Source organism: Rhizobacter sp. P2_H2 (genome assembly GCF_056403375.1).
The window spans coordinates 1-15066 of record NZ_JBFUFP010000041.1 but is presented as its reverse complement, the minus strand read 5'-3'; the positions used below and the strand labels follow the sequence as shown (position 1 = coordinate 15066).

The 15066-nt window shown below is 66.7% G+C and carries 15 protein-coding genes; 14 read left to right on the top strand and 1 reads right to left on the bottom strand.

Annotated elements, in window-relative coordinates:
• The 11 genes from AC1D15_RS05220 to AC1D15_RS05170 form a co-directional block, all read left to right on the top strand.
• Positions 1-2760, top strand: a 2760-nt coding sequence (locus AC1D15_RS05220) for an EAL domain-containing protein (protein WP_477825167.1), incomplete at its 5' end; no start/stop codon positions are given.
• 1 nt (position 2761) lies between these two features.
• A complete protein-coding gene (locus AC1D15_RS05215) occupies positions 2762-2962 on the top strand; it encodes a hypothetical protein (RefSeq protein ID WP_047510573.1) in 201 nt (66 codons plus the stop codon).
• Positions 2959-3813 carry an HDOD domain-containing protein gene (locus AC1D15_RS05210; RefSeq protein ID WP_477825166.1) on the top strand — a complete coding sequence of 285 codons (855 nt, stop codon included), beginning with the start codon at positions 2959-2961 and terminating at the stop codon, positions 3811-3813. Before AC1D15_RS05215 ends, AC1D15_RS05210 begins: the two co-directional genes overlap by 4 nt.
• Positions 3814-3822: 9 nt before the next feature.
• A complete protein-coding gene (locus AC1D15_RS05205) occupies positions 3823-4743 on the top strand; it encodes an ATP-binding protein (RefSeq protein ID WP_477825165.1) in 921 nt (306 codons plus the stop codon).
• A gap of 13 nt (positions 4744-4756) precedes the next feature.
• Positions 4757-6100: a response regulator c-di-GMP phosphodiesterase, NosR family gene (gene nosR / locus AC1D15_RS05200; protein ID WP_477825164.1), complete on the top strand. Its 1344-nt coding sequence runs from the start codon at positions 4757-4759 to the stop codon at positions 6098-6100.
• Positions 6100-6639 carry a response regulator gene (locus AC1D15_RS05195; protein ID WP_047510570.1) on the top strand — a complete coding sequence of 180 codons (540 nt, stop codon included), beginning with the start codon at positions 6100-6102 and terminating at the stop codon, positions 6637-6639. Before nosR ends, AC1D15_RS05195 begins: the two co-directional genes overlap by 1 nt.
• Before the next feature lie 118 nt (positions 6640-6757).
• Positions 6758-7588 (top strand): DUF6502 family protein, encoded by an 831-nt coding sequence (locus AC1D15_RS05190; RefSeq protein ID WP_477825163.1) that lies wholly within the window; start codon positions 6758-6760, stop codon positions 7586-7588.
• A complete protein-coding gene (locus AC1D15_RS05185; protein WP_477825162.1) occupies positions 7585-8763 on the top strand; it encodes a DUF4382 domain-containing protein in 1179 nt (392 codons plus the stop codon). Before AC1D15_RS05190 ends, AC1D15_RS05185 begins: the two co-directional genes overlap by 4 nt.
• 8 nt (positions 8764-8771) lie before the next feature.
• Positions 8772-9248, top strand: coding sequence for a class I SAM-dependent methyltransferase (locus AC1D15_RS05180; protein WP_477825161.1), 477 nt, complete (start codon positions 8772-8774; stop codon positions 9246-9248).
• 316 nt (positions 9249-9564) lie between these two features.
• Positions 9565-10752, top strand: coding sequence for a branched-chain amino acid ABC transporter substrate-binding protein (locus AC1D15_RS05175; protein ID WP_477825160.1), 1188 nt, complete (start codon positions 9565-9567; stop codon positions 10750-10752).
• Between the two features lie 5 nt (positions 10753-10757).
• Positions 10758-12443, top strand: a complete 1686-nt coding sequence (locus tag AC1D15_RS05170; protein WP_465113735.1) for an HAL/PAL/TAL family ammonia-lyase — start codon at positions 10758-10760, stop codon at positions 12441-12443.
• Between the two features lie 101 nt (positions 12444-12544).
• Here the strand turns inward: AC1D15_RS05170 and AC1D15_RS05165 are convergent, their stop codons facing one another.
• On the bottom strand, positions 12545-13657 hold the full coding sequence (locus AC1D15_RS05165; protein ID WP_477825159.1) for an ATP-binding protein: 1113 nt from the start codon (positions 13655-13657) through the stop codon (positions 12545-12547).
• Between AC1D15_RS05165 and AC1D15_RS05160 the strand changes: the two genes are divergently transcribed.
• The 3 genes from AC1D15_RS05160 to AC1D15_RS05150 form a co-directional block, all read left to right on the top strand.
• Positions 13647-13868 carry a hypothetical protein gene (locus tag AC1D15_RS05160; RefSeq protein ID WP_465113737.1) on the top strand — a complete coding sequence of 74 codons (222 nt, stop codon included), beginning with the start codon at positions 13647-13649 and terminating at the stop codon, positions 13866-13868. The two genes, AC1D15_RS05165 and AC1D15_RS05160, sit on opposite strands and share 11 nt — an antisense overlap.
• A gap of 222 nt (positions 13869-14090) precedes the next feature.
• Positions 14091-14651, top strand: coding sequence for a GNAT family N-acetyltransferase (locus AC1D15_RS05155; protein WP_477825158.1), 561 nt, complete (start codon positions 14091-14093; stop codon positions 14649-14651).
• Positions 14652-14776: 125 nt separating this feature from the next.
• Positions 14777-15066, top strand: a 290-nt coding sequence (locus AC1D15_RS05150; protein ID WP_477825157.1) for a hypothetical protein, incomplete at its 3' end; no start/stop codon positions are given.

Genomic DNA, 15066 nt, shown 5'->3' with positions numbered 1-15066 from the left:
CAGCTGCTCGGCATGGCCGCGACCACCGTGGTGCACCCGCAGGACGTGGGCCGCGTGGCCGAGCACATCCGCCAGCGCATGGCCGGCGTCGCCGGCACGGCCTACGACATCCGCTGCGTGCGCGCCGACGGCAGCGTGTTCGTCGCCCGCGTGTTCGGGCGCCGCATCGACTTCGAAGGCCGCGAGGCCGACCTGGTGACGCTCAGCGACGTCAGCGAGATCCAGCACGCACGCGAGCTGTCCGAATGGCGTGCGCGCATGCTGGCGCAGACCGAGCTGCTGTGCCGCAGCGGCTCGGTGGAGATCGACCTGGCGTGCCGGCGCGCCACGCTGTCGTCCGGCGCCTATGCGCTGCTGGGCGAGACGCATGAACCGGGAACGCTGTCGATCTCCGCCGCGCTGCGCTGGCTCCCGCGCGACGAACGCCGCTACGTGATGTCGATCTGGCGCGGTGCGGCCCCCGGCGATCCGTTCGAATTCCAGCACCGGCTGCTGCGCGCCGACGGCAGCCGGCTGGTGGTGCTGCACCGTGGCATCGTCGACGTCGGCACCGATGGCGAATCGCTGCGCGGCGTCATCATCCTGCAGGACATCACCGCGCAGCGCGAGGCCGAAGGCCGCATCCAGGAGCTCGCCAACTACGACGAGCTGACCGGCCTGCCCAACCGCGTGCTGCTGCTCGACCGCGTCGACGCCGCGGCCCATGCGGCGCAATGGGACGGCAGCCGCTTCACGCTGCTGTCGCTGAACGTCGCGCAGGTCGATCAGGTCGAGGAGACGATGGGCTTCGGCGCCGGCGACACCCTCGCGATGGCCGTCGCAGCCCGCCTGTCGGGCCTGTGCAAGAGCGACGAGACGCTCGCGCACCTGGGCGGCGGCGAGTTCGCGGTGCTGCTGGACCCCTCCCTCGCCGACGACGAGAACGCGGTGCTGGAACGCGCGCGCGCCATCCTCGACGGACTGCGCCATCCCGAGAGCGTCGGCAAGACCGAGGTGTACCTGAGCTGCTCGGTGGGCATCGCGACCTACCCGGGCGACGCCGACAACGCCCATCGCCTGCTCGAATGCGCCCAGACGGCGCGCCTGCACACCGACAGCGGCGCGAGCCGCATCGCCTTCTTCACGCCGCAGGCGAACGAGCATGCAGTGCGCCGCATGACGCTCGAATCCGCGTTGCGCCGCGCCATCGGGCGCCAGGAACTGACACTCCACTACCAGCCCCAGGTCGACCTCACCGACGGCCGGCTGCTCGGCGTCGAGGCGCTGGTCCGCTGGCACTCCAGCGAGCTCGGCGACGTGCTGCCGGTCGAGTTCATCCCGGTGGCCGAGCAGACCGGGCTCATCATCCCGATCGGCGAATGGGTGCTGCGCAGCGCCTGCACGCAGGCGGCGGCCTGGGCCCGCGCCGGCCTGCCCGAGCTGCGCGTGCACGTGAACCTGTCGCCGCTGCAGCTGCAGCAGCCCGACATCGCCAAGCGCCTGCACGCCATCCTGCTCGAGACCGGTGCCAACCCGGCGCACCTGGGGGTCGAGGTGACCGAGAGCATGCTGACGGTCGACGTCGAGCACGCGTCGCGCATCCTGCGCGAGCTGAAGGCGATCGGCGTCGAGATCTCGCTCGACGACTTCGGCACCGGCTACTCGAACCTGGGCGTGCTGCGGACCCTGCCGATCGACATCGTGAAGATCGACCGCTCGTTCGTGCACGACGTGACCGCGGCGCCGGAAGACGTCTCGATCACGCGCGCCGTGCTGACGATGGCCCATGGCCTGCAGATGAAGGTGCTCGCCGAGGGCGTCGAGACCGAAGGCCAGCTGAACCTGCTGATCGCCAACGGCTGCGACATGATCCAGGGCTTCTTCTTCAGCGAGCCCGTGCCGGCCGACGAGATCGAGCGCATGCTGCGCGAGAAGTACCGGCTGCCGGACCGCTTCCTGACGCGCAGCCAGCGCAAGCGCACGCTGCTGCTGGTGGACGACGAGGAGAACATCGTGTCCTCGCTGCGCCGCCTGTTCCGCCGCGACGGCTACCACATCGTCACCGCCAACAGCGGCGCCGAAGGGCTGCAGCGCCTGGCCGAGGTCAACGTCGACGTCATCGTGTCGGACCAGCGCATGCCCGGGATGACCGGGGTCGAGTTCCTGCGCCGCGCCAAGGAGCTGTACCCCGACACGGTGCGCATGGTGCTGTCCGGCTACACCGAACTGCAGTCGATCACCGACGCGGTGAACGAAGGCGCGATCTACAAGTTCCTCACCAAGCCCTGGGACGACGAACGGCTGCGCGCCCACGTTGCCGAGGCGTTCCGGCAGAAGGACCTGGCCGACGAGAACCGGCGACTGGCGCACGAGGTGCACAGCGCCAACCACGAGCTGGCGCTCGTCAACCAGCGCCTGGAAGAACTGCTGGCGCGCCAGCGCGAGCAGACCAGCCTCGAGGAAAGCCGCGCCGCCAATGCGCGCGGCGTGCTGGAGAACGTGCCGACGCCCATCATCGGCATCGATGCCGACGGCATGATCGCCTTCGTCAACCGCGACGCGCAGGCCCTGCTGTGCGACGTCCCGGCACTGATCGGCAGCGACGCCGACGACGCCCTGCCGGCCGAACTGGCCGCCATCCTGCGGCTGGGCGACGGCATCCATCACCGCCTCCAGCTGGCCGGCCGGCCCTACCGCGCCGTCTGCCGCGCGATGAGCGACACCGCCTCGCGCGGCCGGTTGCTCGTCATCACGAACGAATTCGAACGGGAGCACAACTGACATGTCGAACGATCACCACGGGGCAACGGTCCCCGGCCAACCGCCGGCCGGTCCTGCCGCACCCACCGCCACGCCGCGCATCGCGAGTCCGGACGACGTGCGCGAGCGCCTGGCCTACCTGTTTCGCGCGTCGCTGCAGGAGGGTCGCCTGCACCCGCTGTTCCACCTGATCCAGCAGTACCGGCTCGAGGAGCACGCATGAAGGCGCCGGACCTCGCACTCCAGCCCGATGCGGTGCACGCCAAGGTGCGCACGCTGCCGGCGCTGCCGCAGGCGGTGGTCGAGCTGCGCTCGGCCTTGCGGCGCGAAGACGTCGCCGTCGACGAGCTGGCGACCACGATCTCGCACGACCAGGCGCTGACGGCCAAGACGCTGCGCCTGGCCAACTCGTCCTTCTACGGCGTGACCGGCCGCGTCTCGTCGATCCGCGATGCGATCAACATCCTGGGACTGCGCACCGTCGCGACGGTGGCGACCACCGCGGTGGTGATCTCCAGCTTCGACCGCACCGCCTGCACCGGTTTCGACTTCGACGGCTTCTGGCGCCATGCACTGGCCACCGCGTTCTGCGCCCAGGAACTGGCGGCCGCCACGCGCCTGGACGCCGAGGCGGCCTTCTCCGCCGGGCTGATGCACGACATCGGCCGCCTCGCGCTCGCCACCTACTTTCCGCTCGAGCTGAGCCAGACCATCGACTGGGCGGCCCGCCACGACATCCACTCGCTCGAGGCGGAACGGCTGATGCTGAACACCGACCATGCCATGGTCGGCGGCCTGATCGCCGAGCACTGGCATTTCGCGCCGGCGATCGCCGAGGCGATCCGCTGCCACCACGAACTGCCTGCGCACACCGGCGCGACGCTGGCCGACCTGGTGCACGTGGCCGACAACATGACCCATGCGCTCGACCTGTCGGGCCTGGACGAAGACATGGTGCCGCCGCTCTCGCTGGACGCCTGGCAGCGCATCGCCCTGACGCCGCAGCAGGCCCAGCGCACCTTCGAACGAACCGAGCGGCAGGCGCGCAGCGTGCGCGAATCGCTGACCGTCTAGGAGACACCCATGGATGCACATGAAGTGGCTGCCAGCCAGCTCACCCCTACCCAGGTCGAGGCGCTGCTGCGCGCCAACGAGGAACTCACCGAACTGAACCGCAAGCTGTCGGACGCGCAGGACAAGCTGGTCCAGTCGGAGAAGCTGGCCTCGATCGGCCAGCTGGCCGCCGGCGTGGCGCACGAGATCAACAACCCGATCGGATTCATCTTCTCGAACTTCGGAACGTTGGAGAAATACCTCGCGCAGCTGTTCGACATGCTCAAGGCGTATGAAGAGGCCGAACCCGTGCTGGCCGGCAGCCCGGTCGCGGCGCGGCTGCTGCGCCTGCGCGAGGAGATCGAGCTCGACTACCTGAAGGACGACATCCCGGCGCTGATGGCCGAGTCCAAGGACGGCATCCAGCGCGTTCGCAAGATCGTGCAGGACCTGAAGGACTTCTCGCGCGTCGACGCGCGCCAGGAATGGGAGTGGGTCAGCCTGCACACCGGCATCGACTCGACGCTCAACATCGTCAACAACGAGATCAAGTACAAGGCCGACGTCGTCAAGCAGTACGGCGAACTGCCCGAGGTGGAGTGCCTGCCGTCCGAGCTGAACCAGGTGTTCATGAACCTGCTCGTCAACGCGGCGCACGCCATCAGCGCCGAGCGCGGCACGATCACCATCAGGACRGGCACGCAGGGCGACGAAGCCTGGGTCGACATCTCGGACAACGGCTGCGGCATCCCGGCCGAGAACCTGAAGCGGATCTTCGACCCGTTCTTCACCACCAAGCCGGTCGGCAAGGGCACCGGGCTCGGCCTGTCGCTCTCCTACGGCATCGTCAAGAAGCACGGCGGGCGCATCGAGGTGAACAGCGAACCCGGCCGCGGCACCGCGTTCCGCGTCAGCGTTCCGGTCAAGCGCGTGGCCGCGCTGGCGGACTGAGCCGGTACCTGCGATGCAAGCCACTGCCCTGCCCGACACCGCGCCGTGCGCGCCCGCCGGCGAAGCGCCGGTGCCGGCGGCGCCCGCCCCGTGGACCATCCTGTGCGTCGACGACGAGCCCAACATCCTGTCGTCGCTGAAGCGCGCGCTGCGCGGCCCGCAGTACCGCGTCGTCACCGCAGGCAGCGGGAGCGAGGCGCTGGCGCTGATGGAAAGCGAGCCGGTCGACCTGATCATCTCCGACATGCGCATGCCCGGCATGGACGGTGCGCAGCTGCTGGGCCAGGTCCGCCGGCGCTGGCCCGGCACGATGCGCATCCTGCTGACCGGCTATGCCGACGTCGACTCGACCATCGCCGCCATCAACGAAGGCCAGATCTACCGCTACGTCAACAAGCCGTGGGACGACGGCGAATTGCGGGTCACCGTCGCGCAGGCGCTGGAGCGGCTGGGGCTGGAGCGCGAGAAGGCCCGCCTCGAGGCATTGACGCATGCGCAGAACGAGGAACTGCGCGGCTTCAACGCGCAGCTCGAGCGGCGCGTGCAGGAACGCACCGTCGAGGTCACGCAGGCGCACGACAAGCTCAAGCGCAACTACATGACCTCGATCARGGTGTTCTCCAACCTGATCGAGCTGCGCGGCGGCCAGCTGACGGGGCACGGACGCCGCATGGCCGAGTCGACGCGCCAGCTGGCCAAGGCGATGGGCTGCAACGGCGAAGACACGCAGACGGTGTTCGTCGCGGCGCTGCTGCACGACATCGGCCTGATCGGACTGTCCGACGAGGTCCTCGCGAAGCCGATTCCCAAGCTGACGGCCGAAGAGCTCGCGACCTATCGCAAGCATCCCGTCCTGGGCGAGCAGTCGCTGCTGGCGCTGGACGACATGCAGCCGGTGGCCACGCTGATCCGCGCGCACCACGAGCGCTTCGACGGCCAGGGCTTTCCCGACGGCCGCTGCGGCGCCGACATCCCGCTGGGCGCGCGCATCCTGGCGGTGGCCGACGCCTACGACGACCTGCTGAACGGCCACCTGGGCGCGCCGGGGCTGAAGACGGCGCAGGTGCGAACGCTGATGATGCACGGCCGGGGCAGCCAGTTCGACCCCGAGGTGCTGGACGTCTTCCTGCACATCAACCAGCCGAGCGCGCCGCAGCCGCCGGCGCCACTGTCGATGACCACGGAATCGCTGCAGCCCGGCATGGTGCTGGCAGCCGACCTGATCTCGCGCGAGGGCGCGGTGCTGCTGGCGACCGACCACGTGCTGACGGCCGACACCATCCGCCGCATCCGCCTCTATGAACAACGCGAAGGCATTCGCATCGAGCTGCGCGTGCGGCCCTCCCGGAGAACCTGATGAAAGCATCCATCCTGCTGGTCGACGACGAACCCCATGTGCTCGCGGCCCTGCAACGCGTGCTGCGGCTGCCCTTGCGCGACCTGGCCCGCGTCGAGCTGTTCAGCGACACCCGGCTCGCACTGGCGCGCGTGCGCGAGCATGCGTTCGACGTGGTGGTGTCCGATTTCCGCATGCCCCAGCAGGACGGCGTGGCCTTCCTGCGCGAGGTGCGCGAGGTGCAGCCACGCGCGGTGCCGATGATCGTCAGCGGCTCCGCCGACGTCGCCACGCTGGTGCGTGCCGTCAATGACGCCCAGGTGTTCCGCTACATCCTCAAGCCGTGGAGCGACGACGAACTGGTCGGCAGCGTGAAGGCCGCGCTGGCGCACGCGCAGGCCTCGAAGGAAGAGGCGCTGCTCGCCGACGCCATGCGGGTGCGGGAGGGCCGCCTGCCGGCGCTCGAGGCGGAGCGGCGGCGCCTCGAATCCGAAGAACCGGGCCTCACGCACGTGGACTGGGGGCCGAACGGCGAAGTGCTGATGCCGCCGCTGTCCTGAGCGCGCGACCCACGGCCGCTCACTCCTTCATGGGGCGAGGTCCGCCCCGGGAGGCGAATTTCGTTTGACGGCCACAAGATTTGGGATAAAAATCCCAAATATGAATCCAACGACTGCCGTGCAGAACGCCGTCGCCAGCGCCGTCACCCGTGTCCTGCGGCCCCTGGTGCGGCTGCTGCTTCGCCATTCGATCCCCTTCGCAGCCTTCCAGGAGCTGGCAAAGCACGTCTACGTCGAGGTGGCGCTCCAGGAGTTCGCGCTGCCAGGCAAGAAGGCATCGATCTCCCGCGCATCGATCCTGACGGGCCTGTCTCGCAAGGATGTGCAACGCCTGCTGGAAAGCGAAGGTCCTGACAGCGCCACCACCGCGCAGGAGTACAACCGCGCGGCCCGCGTCCTCACCGGATGGATTCGCGATCCGGACTATCTCGACGGCTCCGGCCAGCCCATGGCCGTCGCCATCGACGGCGAACGCAGCTTTGCCACGCTGGTCAAGCGGCACAGCGGCGACATGCCTGCCCGGGCCGTGCTCGATGAGCTGCTTCGCGTCGGCGCGATCGGCCGGCGCGAGGACGGCCTCATCGAGCCCTTGCAGCGCGCGTACGTCCCCCAGGCCGGCGTGCTGGAGAAACTGAGCATCCTGGGGAGCGACACCTCCGATCTGATCGACACCATCGACCACAACGTCCAGCACGGCTCGACCGACCCGCGCTATCAGCGCAAGGTCATGTACGACAGCATCCCGACCCGCGACCTGGGAGCGTTCCGGAAGATCAGCGCCACCAAGGCTCAAGCCCTGCTCGAGACCCTGGACAGCTGGCTCGCGGCACACGACACCGACGACGAGCCGGGGCAGCCACCCGTCCCGCGATCCCGCGTCGGGCTGGGCATCTATTACTTCGAGGAGCCGCTGGCGGCTCCCGACACGCAACGAGGTTCGACACCATGAAGACACTCAGAATCGCCGGCGCCAGCCTTGTCGCATCCGTCTTGATCGCCGCGGGCTGTGGCGGCGGCGGCGGAATCGGCGGGACGGGACAGGACGCGGGCACGATGCGGGTGTCGATCGGCGATGCGCCGGCGTGCGGGTACGACTCTGTGAATGTCACCATCGAGCGGGTCCGGGTGAACAAGAGCCCGACGGCGGGTGACGACGAAGCGGGCTGGTCGGAGGTGGTGCTGTCGCCGGCCCGTCGCATCGACTTGCTGACGCTCACGAACGGCGTGCTGGAAGACCTCGGCCAGACCTCGTTGCCGGCCGGCCGGTACACCCAGCTTCGGCTGGTGCTGGCGGCAAACGACGCGGCGCATCCGCTTGCCAATTCGGTGGTGCCGACAGGTGGCCAGGAGACGGCGCTCGAGACTCCGAGCGCCGAGCAGACCGGGCTCAAGCTGAACCTCGACGTGGACGTTCCCGCCGGGAAAGTGGTCGACGTCGCCCTCGACTTCGACGCCTGCAGGTCCGTCGTTCGACTCGGCAACTCCGGCCGCTACAACCTGAAGCCTGTCCTGTCCGCGACGACGGTGTTGTCCGATGCCGGACAGCGGGTGGTCGGCTACGTCGACCCGTCCCTCGCGATCGCCGGCACCACAGTCTCCGTGCAAAGCGCCGGCATCGTGGTCAAGGCCACCGCCCCGGACACGACCGGAAAGTTCGTGCTGTACCCCGTTCCCATCGGAAGCTACGACCTCGTCGTCAGTGCCGCCGGGCATGTGACGGCGGTGACGACAGGCGTGCCTGTGACCCTGGCAGCGTATACCTACGTCGCCAGTGCCGCGCTGCCGATCGCCCCTGCGATCTCCACGCCCGCCGACCGGCAGGTGACCGGAACGGTGACGCCGGCATCGGCCACGGTTCGCGCCCTTCAGACGTTCGGCGGCAACATCACCGTCGAGGTCCGCAGCGGCATCGTGGACGGCCTCAACGGCAGCTTCCAGCTGATGTTGCCGAACGGTGCGCCGGTCTCATCGCCCTACGCCGCGGACCCCCTGCTGCTGAACTTCATCGCAGACGCGGGCGCAGCAGGCCGTTACAGCGTGGAGGCCACCTCCTCCGGCACCTCGAAAGCGCAGGCAGTGGACACATCCGCCCCTGTCGCTCCGTTGAACTTCACGTTCCCCTGACGCCTGCCATGCTGCCGAAGTCCAAAGCCAGCCTCCTGCGATCCCACGCTCACACCTTCACGCCAGGATGGGGACCTCTCTCGACGGCCATGCGCAAGGACGGCAAGGACGGCCGCTCCCTGGGGGTTCGCCCGAMGAGCCTGTCCGTGATTGCCATCGGCGGGGAGAACCGGTCGGATCTCGAAGTCCTGCTGATGGAATGCAATGTCGAACTGACGGTCGTCGACAAGTCCGCCGCGGTCATCGACAACCTCAAGCAGCGATTCGGCTCGCTTTCCAAGTACGTTGCATGGAAGGTGGGAGACGTCGTCGACGTTGAGCTGCCGGATCACGCCTACGACGTCTGGTTCGATGGGAACCACTACGGAACGATGCAATGTGAGGCGCGAAGAGCACGGTATGTCGACAAGATGCACCGTTGTGTCCGCGCTGGCGGAACCACCCTGGTGACGGGTCACGTCAGCCCGCCGCCTGGGCCGGTATAGCGAGGTCAGCGAGCGCAGCCTGGCTGCGTGGCGCTGTGCGCGGCAATCTTCGCAAGGCGAAAGCCGTCCATGCCTTTCAGATTCTGAGCGGATCGAATCTGAATAACGGACGGTTGCAATTTCAATATATTCCTGCAAGCCAATCGAGATCCGAGCCGCCGGTTCAAATGCCGCCGGCTGCGCATCAACAACGAGTAACTCATGGAGAGTTTCGTTGCAATATGCAGCACTGATCACGATAACCAGCGGTACGGTCTCTCCCGTATAGTGGCCAGCGGCCCTGCGCCTGGCGCGAGAACCGAAACATCCTCACGGAATGCCCGCCGGCAAGCACGGAATCAGCCAACCCTCCGTCTCCACCCAACCATTCATCATCATGAAGGTCAAATATCCAGCGCTTCTGGCATCTCTCTTCGGCATGGCGAATGCGACAGGGCAACCCGTGGAAATCGTACGCCTGGGCCACGTGGGGCCCACCTCGGGCAATATGGCCCACTATGGCAAAGACACGCGCAATGCAGCATTCATGGCCATCGACGATTTGAATGCTCGAAAGTTGGTCATCGCAGGCAAGCGCATCGAGTTTCGACTCGAGGTGGAGGATGATGCCGGCGACCCACGCCAGGGAACGCTCGCCGCGCAAAAGCTCTGCGATACCGGCGTCGCTGCAGTCATCGGACACATAAACTCCGGTTCGGCCATCCCTGCATCCCGCGTCTATCGGGATTGCGGGATTCCGTTCCTGAGTCCGGGCTCTACCAATCCCAAACTCACGCAACAGGGCTACAAGAACACGTTCCGCATGCTCGCAAGCGACAAGGCGCTGGGTGCGGGGGTGGCAGCCTACGCGGCCAGAAACCTGAAGATCAAAACCATCGCCCTGATCGACGATCGCACGGCCAATGGACAGGGTGTAACCGACGTATTCAGGGCGCGAGCCAAAGCTGCGGGCATCGAAGTGGTCGCCGAAGAGTTCACGAATGACAAGGCGACGGACTTCTCAGCCATCTTGACGAAAATCAAGGGCAAGAACGTGGAGGCGATCTTCTTCGGAGGCGGCGATGCCCAGGCTGGCCCCATGCTGCGCCAGATGCATCAGCTGGGCATGAGCGACGTGCGGTTGCTGGGCGGCGACGGCCTCTGCACCAGTCATCTCGCGGAGCTCGCCGGAAATGCTCCCGCCTTGTCTCGTGTCGTCTGTGCCGAAGGTGGTGCCTCGCTGGCCAGCATGCCCGGTGGTGCGGAGTGGAAGAAGCGCTACGACGCCCGGTTTCCCAAGGAATACATCCTGTTTTCACCGTACACCTATGACGGCTTCCTGGTCATCGCGGATGCGATGAAGCGGTCGAATTCGGTCAATCCACGCCAGTTCGGTCCGAGGATCGTCGAAGCCAACTTCAAGGGCGTCACGACCGAAATCCGGTTCGATGAAGCCGGCGACCTGCAGGCGCCCGCGATCACGCTCTACTCCTACAAGGACGGCGCAAAGACGCCGTTGGAGTGAGCACGATGGGCACGCCGCGAGATCTGGTCGTCCTTGATGGCGGCGACCTGGACAGTCATGGCCTGATCGCCATCGCTCGGTTCAACGCTCCGGTGCAGCTGGCAGCAACGTCGCGCAGCCTGCTCCAGGCAACGAGGCATTACATCGACAGTCGCCTGCTCACCGACAGCGCGCCTTTGATGTACGGGTTCAACACCGGTGTCGGCGCACTCAAGAGCGTTCGAATCGACGCGGATCAAGTGGTGGAATTCCAGACCAACCTGATCCGTGCGGCTTCCGCCGGCACGGGAGAACCGATGCCCGTGGAGGTCGTCCGAGCGATGATGGCACTGCGCGTCAACGCTTTCGCAAGCAACTACTCGGGCGTGCGGTTGGAGATCGTTGACCGTTTGCTGGCGATGCTCAACCACGGCATCACGCCCCTGGTGGCGACCAAGGGCAGCGTGGGCGCCAGTGGCGACCTGGCGCCCCTGGCGATGATGAGTGGCGCCATGATGGGTTTGCCCCGGAGCAAGGTCGAATACAAGGGACAGGTGATGCCGGCGGCAGATGCCTTCCGGGCAGCTGGCCTGCCCTCGACGATCGATGTCCAGGCCAAGGACGCGACGGCACTCATCAACGGCACGACGGCGTCGCTCGCCTATGCGGCCTTGGCTGCCTACGATGCCCGCTGTCTGCTTGGCGAGGCAACGATTTCGCTCGCCCTGTCGCTGGAGGCGTTGCGCGCAGAGTTGTCATGTTTCGATGACAGGGTGATGCTGGCGCGTTTGCATCCAGGGCAACGCGCGGTGGCCGCATCGCTGCGCGGCGTGTTGCACGGCACGCAGCGATGCACCGAGCCCGCCCGGCAGGTGCGCCTGCGCAGCGCAGCCGGGCTTGACGCCACGTTGGCAGGAACGCCCCATGCGCCGCCCATTGCGCCGCGCATCCAGGACGCCTACTCTTTGCGGTGCGCGCCGCAGGTTCATGGTCCGGTGCTCGATGCGCTCGACTACATCGACACGATCCTTGCGACGGAGATGAACAGTGCAACCGACAACCCACTGATCTTTCGAGAAGGCGACGGCTATGCGGTCGTGTCGGGCGGCCACTTTCATGGCCAGTACATCGCGCAGGCCATGGACCTGCTGGCACTGGTTGTCACGGACTTGGCCGCCATCTGCGATCGGCGCAGTGCCCGGCTTGTGGATCCCGCATGCAGCTTCGATTTGCCCGGCGGCCTCATCGCCGAGCGCGCCGGCGTGAACACCGGCCTGGCTGGTGTCCAAAGCATGGGCACCGCACTGGTTCTGGAGAACATGGGGCTTTGCAGCCCCGCCAGCGTGACCAGCTTGCCGGCCAAGGGCAACACCGAAGATCACATCAGCAATTCATGCTTTGCGGCCCGGCGCTCACGCACTGTCGTTCAGAACGCGCAGACGGTGGTTGCGGTGGAAATGCTGCTGGCAACACAGGCGTTGGACCTGGCCGAGAGGGATCTGGCGGCCTTTCCCGTTGGTGCCGGAAGCAGAGCAGCCTGGCAAGCCGTGCGGGCTCACGTACCCGCGTCGCTGGGCAGCGACCGCTGGGTCTGCGAGGACATCGAAGCGCTCAGGGAGTTGGTGGTGGGCGGGGAGATTTCCCGGGCCGTCGAAGCGGCAAGCGGGCCGCTGTGGCCAAATGCATTCAAGCAGCCGGCCGTGCCCGGCTGACAGGAGGCAGCTCGCCCACGCGATCATCTTCGATCTCTGCTTCGCGTTCAGCAGCAACCCGCGCTCGGCACGAACTGATCCGTGCCTCAGGTGCTGATGCCCTACCGGTCGGCATTCTCCGCGGGTGGGCGCTCGCGCCGGATTGCATCCCACCAGTGCCAAGTGTGCGCGGCCGCATCGTAGGCGGTGCGTCCGGGCACCCGGAGCTCCACCTCGGTGCCGCGCCCGATCGCGCTGCGGACGTCCAGCTGCCCACCGATGATGCCGGCGCGCTCGCGCATGCCCGGCAACCCGAAGTGGCTGGCGGGCTGCTGGCCCGCGATCGTCACCGCGTCGATGCCTTTGCCGTCGTCGACGATCGTCAGCCGGAACTGCCGCACGCCGTAGTGCAGCGTGACGGTGATGTGCCGTGCGTCGGCGTGTCGGAAGCTGTTGCGCAGCGCCTCGCCGGCGATGCGCCACGCCTCCTCGCGCACGAGCGGGTTCAAGTTGCGCGTCGCTCCGTCGACCGCGACATTGGCGACAGGCGCGTTGGCCGCCGGATGGGCATTGGTCAAGTCGGCGCCGATCGCAGCGATCGCCTCGGCGAGGTCATTGACCTCGACGGTCGAGGTGCGCAGGCCCTGCACGGCTTGGCGCCCTTCGACGATCGCCGACTCTGCACGATCGAGAGCGAGCTCGAGCCGCTGTTTCGCTTCGAGCGGCCGCTCCGGCAGGGCGTTGAGGGCCGTACGGAACCAGAGCAGCGACGCCTGATAGGTCTGCAGCAGCGTGTCGTGCAGCTCGCGCGCGATGCGTGCACGCTCGCCGAGCCGCGCATAGAGTGCGATTGCGAATCGGCGGTGCAACTGGCGGACGCGCAAGCGGTACGCGAGCCAGAGCGTCGTGAGCAGCAATGCGGCGACAAGGATCCGGAAAGACCACGTCGCATACCACGGCGGCGGAACGCGGATCTTGAGCGCGAGCTCGCTTTCGTTCCAGTCTCCGCGGGCGCCGCGCGCCTGGACCAGAAACGTGTAGTCGCCCGTCGGCAGCATCGTGTACGTCGCACTGCGCCGGGCGCTGTCCGCCTCGTTCCATCTCGTCTCCAACCCTTCGAGCCGGTACCGATAGCGCGTGCGCGCCGGATCGGCATAGTTCAACGCGGCGAAGTCGAACGACACGATGCTGCGCGATTCAAGCTCCAGCGAAGCAGCGGACCAGATGGGCCGCATCAGCGGTGCGCTTCCTGGCCGCACCGGCTCGCCGAACAAGCGAAAGTCGGTCAAGAACACCGGCAGCGCGAGCTTGCGCTCGACGACCTGCCCGGGGAAGAACGAAGCGATCTTCTACATGCTTCCTGTATTTTTTGGGGCGAAGAATGTCCGCATGACATCCAACCCTTCTTTCAAGCGGCCTGGCGGTTCCGCGCAGGTCAAGGGCTGAACTTCTTCTCACGAGGCTGACTTCGTCACGGGCAATCTCTTTCACGGTCAAGTACTGAGGGTTTGGTGACGCCGCTGACCGGCGTCAATCGGCCAGGACCTGTCTTTCGGATGCGTCTGCATTCGAGTGACACCTTGAGCGACTTCGATGCCTCCAGACAGAAGGGACTCGACATGCATAGCGCCGCGCCATGTCGTACTTTGGGATGAGACACTCCGCTCGATGAGCCTGACGTTCTCAATAGAGCCGCTGCACTCGGATGCCTTTGATCCGTTTGCAGCCTACCTCGCCGATCATGTCGCCGACAACGGCCGCGACGGGATGCCACTGTTCCAGCCGCTGGCCAGAGCCGATTCGCGCTTCGAAGGCGAACGCGCCCGTGCCTTTCGGCAGGCACTCGACGTGCCGCTGTTCGAGCCTGGGTGGCGACGTGCTTGGGTTGCGCGCCTGGCCGACGGCCGCATCATTGGCCATATTGATCTCCGCGCGCGAGCTGAAGCCCATACGTCCCATCGCTGCATTCTGGGCATGGGCGTCGACGCTGGGCGGCGCCGCACGGGTGTCGGCGCCGGACTTCTGGCGCATGCACGCGAGTGGGCAACGTCTCAGACTGCTCTCGACTGGATCGACTTGCAGGTTCTATCGTCCAACGATTCGGCGATCCGCCTGTATCGGCGCTCAGGCTTTGTCGATATTGGAGAGATCGTCGACCTGTTTCGTATCGAGGGACGATCGATGGGATTCCGGTCGATGGCGTTGAAACTGATGCGCGAGGGACACTGAGCTGAGAGCCAAAGTCGCCAGCCGGCCAGGTGCGGCCTGTCGCCGGCGACTGCTATCGGGTAGGCTTGCCTCGATCGCCGGGCGGGCAATCACTCGGCGCCGCTACTCGTTTACATAGAAATCCTATGACAGAACTGCCGGAAGAAATTCGTGAGGCGATTGCTCCTGGAGAGCACGCCCTCTGGTGGGGTCGACCGCGTCAAGGAGTCGTTTTGCGCGGCTCCGACGTCTTCACGATTCCATTCAGCCTCATGTGGTGTGGTTTTGCCATCTTCTGGGAGATTGGCGTCGCCAGTTCCGGCTCGGCCCCAGGATTCTTCGTGCTCTGGGGCATACCGTTCGTAGCGGTCGGCCTCTACATGGTGATCGGAAGATTCTTCGTCGAAGCCATGCAGAGGTCGAAGACCTACTACGC

What these genes read in the sequence shown, in the direction of transcription:
- AC1D15_RS05215 (WP_047510573.1), top strand. Translation starts at nt 2,762, where the DNA reads ATGTCGAACGATCACCACGGGGCAACGGTCCCCGGCCAACCGCCGGCC.
- AC1D15_RS05210 (WP_477825166.1), top strand. Translation starts at nt 2,959, where the DNA reads ATGAAGGCGCCGGACCTCGCACTCCAGCCCGATGCGGTGCACGCCAAG.
- AC1D15_RS05195 (WP_047510570.1), top strand. Translation starts at nt 6,100, where the DNA reads ATGAAAGCATCCATCCTGCTGGTCGACGACGAACCCCATGTGCTCGCG.
- AC1D15_RS05185 (WP_477825162.1), top strand. Translation starts at nt 7,585, where the DNA reads ATGAAGACACTCAGAATCGCCGGCGCCAGCCTTGTCGCATCCGTCTTG.
- AC1D15_RS05175 (WP_477825160.1), top strand. Translation starts at nt 9,565, where the DNA reads ATGCCCGCCGGCAAGCACGGAATCAGCCAACCCTCCGTCTCCACCCAA.
- AC1D15_RS05170 (WP_465113735.1), top strand. Translation starts at nt 10,758, where the DNA reads ATGGGCACGCCGCGAGATCTGGTCGTCCTTGATGGCGGCGACCTGGAC.
- AC1D15_RS05160 (WP_465113737.1), top strand. Translation starts at nt 13,647, where the DNA reads ATGGGCCGCATCAGCGGTGCGCTTCCTGGCCGCACCGGCTCGCCGAAC.
- AC1D15_RS05165 (WP_477825159.1), bottom strand. Translation starts at nt 13,657, where the DNA reads ATGCGGCCCATCTGGTCCGCTGCTTCGCTGGAGCTTGAATCGCGCAGC.
- AC1D15_RS05155 (WP_477825158.1), top strand. Translation starts at nt 14,091, where the DNA reads ATGAGCCTGACGTTCTCAATAGAGCCGCTGCACTCGGATGCCTTTGAT.